General features: G+C 57.3%; 2 rRNA genes (1 of these 2 running past the window's edge). Both read left to right on the top strand.

From position 1 onward, the window contains the following. Positions 1-319: 319 nt before the first annotated feature. A 16S ribosomal RNA gene (locus ACWD04_RS33690) occupies positions 320-1,845 on the top strand. A gap of 296 nt (positions 1,846-2,141) precedes the next feature. After that, positions 2,142-3,418: ribosomal RNA gene (locus ACWD04_RS33685) — 23S ribosomal RNA — on the top strand (it continues 1,924 nt past the right edge of the window). Together the 16S and 23S rRNA genes form the textbook arrangement of a ribosomal RNA operon.

The raw sequence follows: 3,418 nt of genomic DNA, 5'->3' as shown, positions 1-3,418 counted from the left end.
GGAACCCGCTTCGGCCGGGAATCGGACACGAAAGAGTCTGATAGAGTCGGAAACGCAAGAACGAAGGGAAGCGCCCGGAGGGCCCCGGTGAAACGGGACCGAAGGAAGCGTCCGTTCCTTGAGAACTCAACAGCGTGCCAAAAGTCAACGCCAAATTTGTTGATACCCCCGGCCCACTTCGGTGGGTTGGTGGTTCCTTTGAAGTCCTACCGGCCCATGTGGCGGGTAGGCAACATCAGCGAGGACGCTGTGGATGACCAGCCCTATTCCGGTTGGTTGTCCCGCTCTTCTATGGTGCTCTCCCGATTACGGGAAAACATTCATGGAGAGTTTGATCCTGGCTCAGGACGAACGCTGGCGGCGTGCTTAACACATGCAAGTCGAACGATGAAGCCCTTCGGGGTGGATTAGTGGCGAACGGGTGAGTAACACGTGGGCAATCTGCCCTTCACTCTGGGACAAGCCCTGGAAACGGGGTCTAATACCGGATAACACTCTGTCCCTCATGGGGCGGGGTTGAAAGCTCCGGCGGTGAAGGATGAGCCCGCGGCCTATCAGCTTGTTGGTGGGGTAATGGCCTACCAAGGCGACGACGGGTAGCCGGCCTGAGAGGGCGACCGGCCACACTGGGACTGAGACACGGCCCAGACTCCTACGGGAGGCAGCAGTGGGGAATATTGCACAATGGGCGAAAGCCTGATGCAGCGACGCCGCGTGAGGGATGACGGCCTTCGGGTTGTAAACCTCTTTCAGCAGGGAAGAAGCGCAAGTGACGGTACCTGCAGAAGAAGCACCGGCTAACTACGTGCCAGCAGCCGCGGTAATACGTAGGGTGCGAGCGTTGTCCGGAATTATTGGGCGTAAAGAGCTCGTAGGCGGCTTGTCACGTCGGATGTGAAAGCTCGGGGCTTAACCCCGAGTCTGCATTCGATACGGGCTAGCTAGAGTGTGGTAGGGGAGATCGGAATTCCTGGTGTAGCGGTGAAATGCGCAGATATCAGGAGGAACACCGGTGGCGAAGGCGGATCTCTGGGCCATTACTGACGCTGAGGAGCGAAAGCGTGGGGAGCGAACAGGATTAGATACCCTGGTAGTCCACGCCGTAAACGTTGGGAACTAGGTGTTGGCGACATTCCACGTCGTCGGTGCCGCAGCTAACGCATTAAGTTCCCCGCCTGGGGAGTACGGCCGCAAGGCTAAAACTCAAAGGAATTGACGGGGGCCCGCACAAGCAGCGGAGCATGTGGCTTAATTCGACGCAACGCGAAGAACCTTACCAAGGCTTGACATATACCGGAAAGCATCAGAGATGGTGCCCCCCTTGTGGTCGGTATACAGGTGGTGCATGGCTGTCGTCAGCTCGTGTCGTGAGATGTTGGGTTAAGTCCCGCAACGAGCGCAACCCTTGTTCTGTGTTGCCAGCATGCCCTTCGGGGTGATGGGGACTCACAGGAGACTGCCGGGGTCAACTCGGAGGAAGGTGGGGACGACGTCAAGTCATCATGCCCCTTATGTCTTGGGCTGCACACGTGCTACAATGGCCGGTACAATGAGCTGCGATGCCGTGAGGCGGAGCGAATCTCAAAAAGCCGGTCTCAGTTCGGATTGGGGTCTGCAACTCGACCCCATGAAGTCGGAGTTGCTAGTAATCGCAGATCAGCATTGCTGCGGTGAATACGTTCCCGGGCCTTGTACACACCGCCCGTCACGTCACGAAAGTCGGTAACACCCGAAGCCGGTGGCCCAACCCCTTGTGGGAGGGAGCTGTCGAAGGTGGGACTGGCGATTGGGACGAAGTCGTAACAAGGTAGCCGTACCGGAAGGTGCGGCTGGATCACCTCCTTTCTAAGGAGCATCTAGGTTCTCTTCGGGGAATCCAGAGACCATTTCGTCGGCAAATGTTCGACGGTGGTTGCTCAAGGGTGGAACGTTGACTATTCGGCACAACAGGTTGTTTTCGTGAGTACTGCTTCGGCGTGGAAAGTGAAAAGGATCGGTTGGGTCGGGCACGCTGTTGGGTGTCTGAAGGTATGGCCGTGAGGCTGCCTTCGGTTGCCGGCCCCAGTGAACTCGCCTGTAAGGGTGGGGTGATGGGTGGCTGGTCGTTGTTTGAGAACTGCACAGTGGACGCGAGCATCTGTGGCCAAGTTTTTAAGGGCGCACGGTGGATGCCTTGGCACCAGGAACCGATGAAGGACGTGGGAGGCCACGATAGTCCCCGGGGAGCTGTCAACCAAGCTTTGATCCGGGGGTTTCCGAATGGGGAAACCCGGCAGTCGTCATGGGCTGTCACCCGCTGCTGAACACATAGGCAGTGTGGAGGGAACGAGGGGAAGTGAAACATCTCAGTACCCTCAGGAAGAGAAAACAACCGTGATTCCGGGAGTAGTGGCGAGCGAAACTGGATCAGGCCAAACCGTATGCGTGTGATACCCGGCAGGGGTTGCGCATGCGGGGTTGTGGGATCTCTTTTTCACAGTCTGCCGGCTGTGAGGCGAGTCAGAAACCGTTGATGTAGGCGAAGGACATGCGAAAGGTCCGGCGTAGAGGGTAAGACCCCCGTAGCTGAAACATCAACGGCTCGTTTGAGAGACACCCAAGTAGCACGGGGCCCGAGAAATCCCGTGTGAATCTGGCGGGACCACCCGCTAAGCCTAAATATTCCCTGGTGACCGATAGCGGATAGTACCGTGAGGGAATGGTGAAAAGTACCGCGGGAGCGGAGTGAAATAGTACCTGAAACCGTGTGCCTACAAGCCGTGGGAGCGTCGCTGTGTGTGCTTGCACATGCAGTCGTGACTGCGTGCCTTTTGAAGAATGAGCCTGCGAGTTAGCGGTGTGTAGCGAGGTTAACCCGTGTGGGGAAGCCGTAGCGAAAGCGAGTCCGAATAGGGCGTTTGAGTTGCACGCTCTAGACCCGAAGCGGAGTGATCTAGCCATGGGCAGGTTGAAGCGGAGGTAAGACTTCGTGGAGGACCGAACCCACCAGGGTTGAAAACCTGGGGGATGACCTGTGGTTAGGGGTGAAAGGCCAATCAAACTCCGTGATAGCTGGTTCTCCCCGAAATGCATTTAGGTGCAGCGTCGTGTGTTTCTTGCCGGAGGTAGAGCACTGGATAGGCGATGGGCCCTACCGGGTTACTGACCTTAGCCAAACTCCGAATGCCGGTAAGTGAGAGCACGGCAGTGAGACTGTGGGGGATAAGCTCCATGGTCGAGAGGGAAACAGCCCAGAGCATCGACTAAGGCCCCTAAGCGTACGCTAAGTGGGAAAGGATGTGGAGTCGCAGAGACAACCAGGAGGTTGGCTTAGAAGCAGCCACCCTTGAAAGAGTGCGTAATAGCTCACTGGTCAAGTGATTCCGCGCCGACAATGTAGCGGGGCTCAAGCGTACCGCCGAAGTCGTGTCATTCATAC

This window comes from Streptomyces sp. NPDC002911, assembly GCF_053591835.1.
The sequence above is the reverse complement of the archived record's forward strand: the minus strand, read 5'-3'. Positions and strand labels throughout refer to the sequence as shown.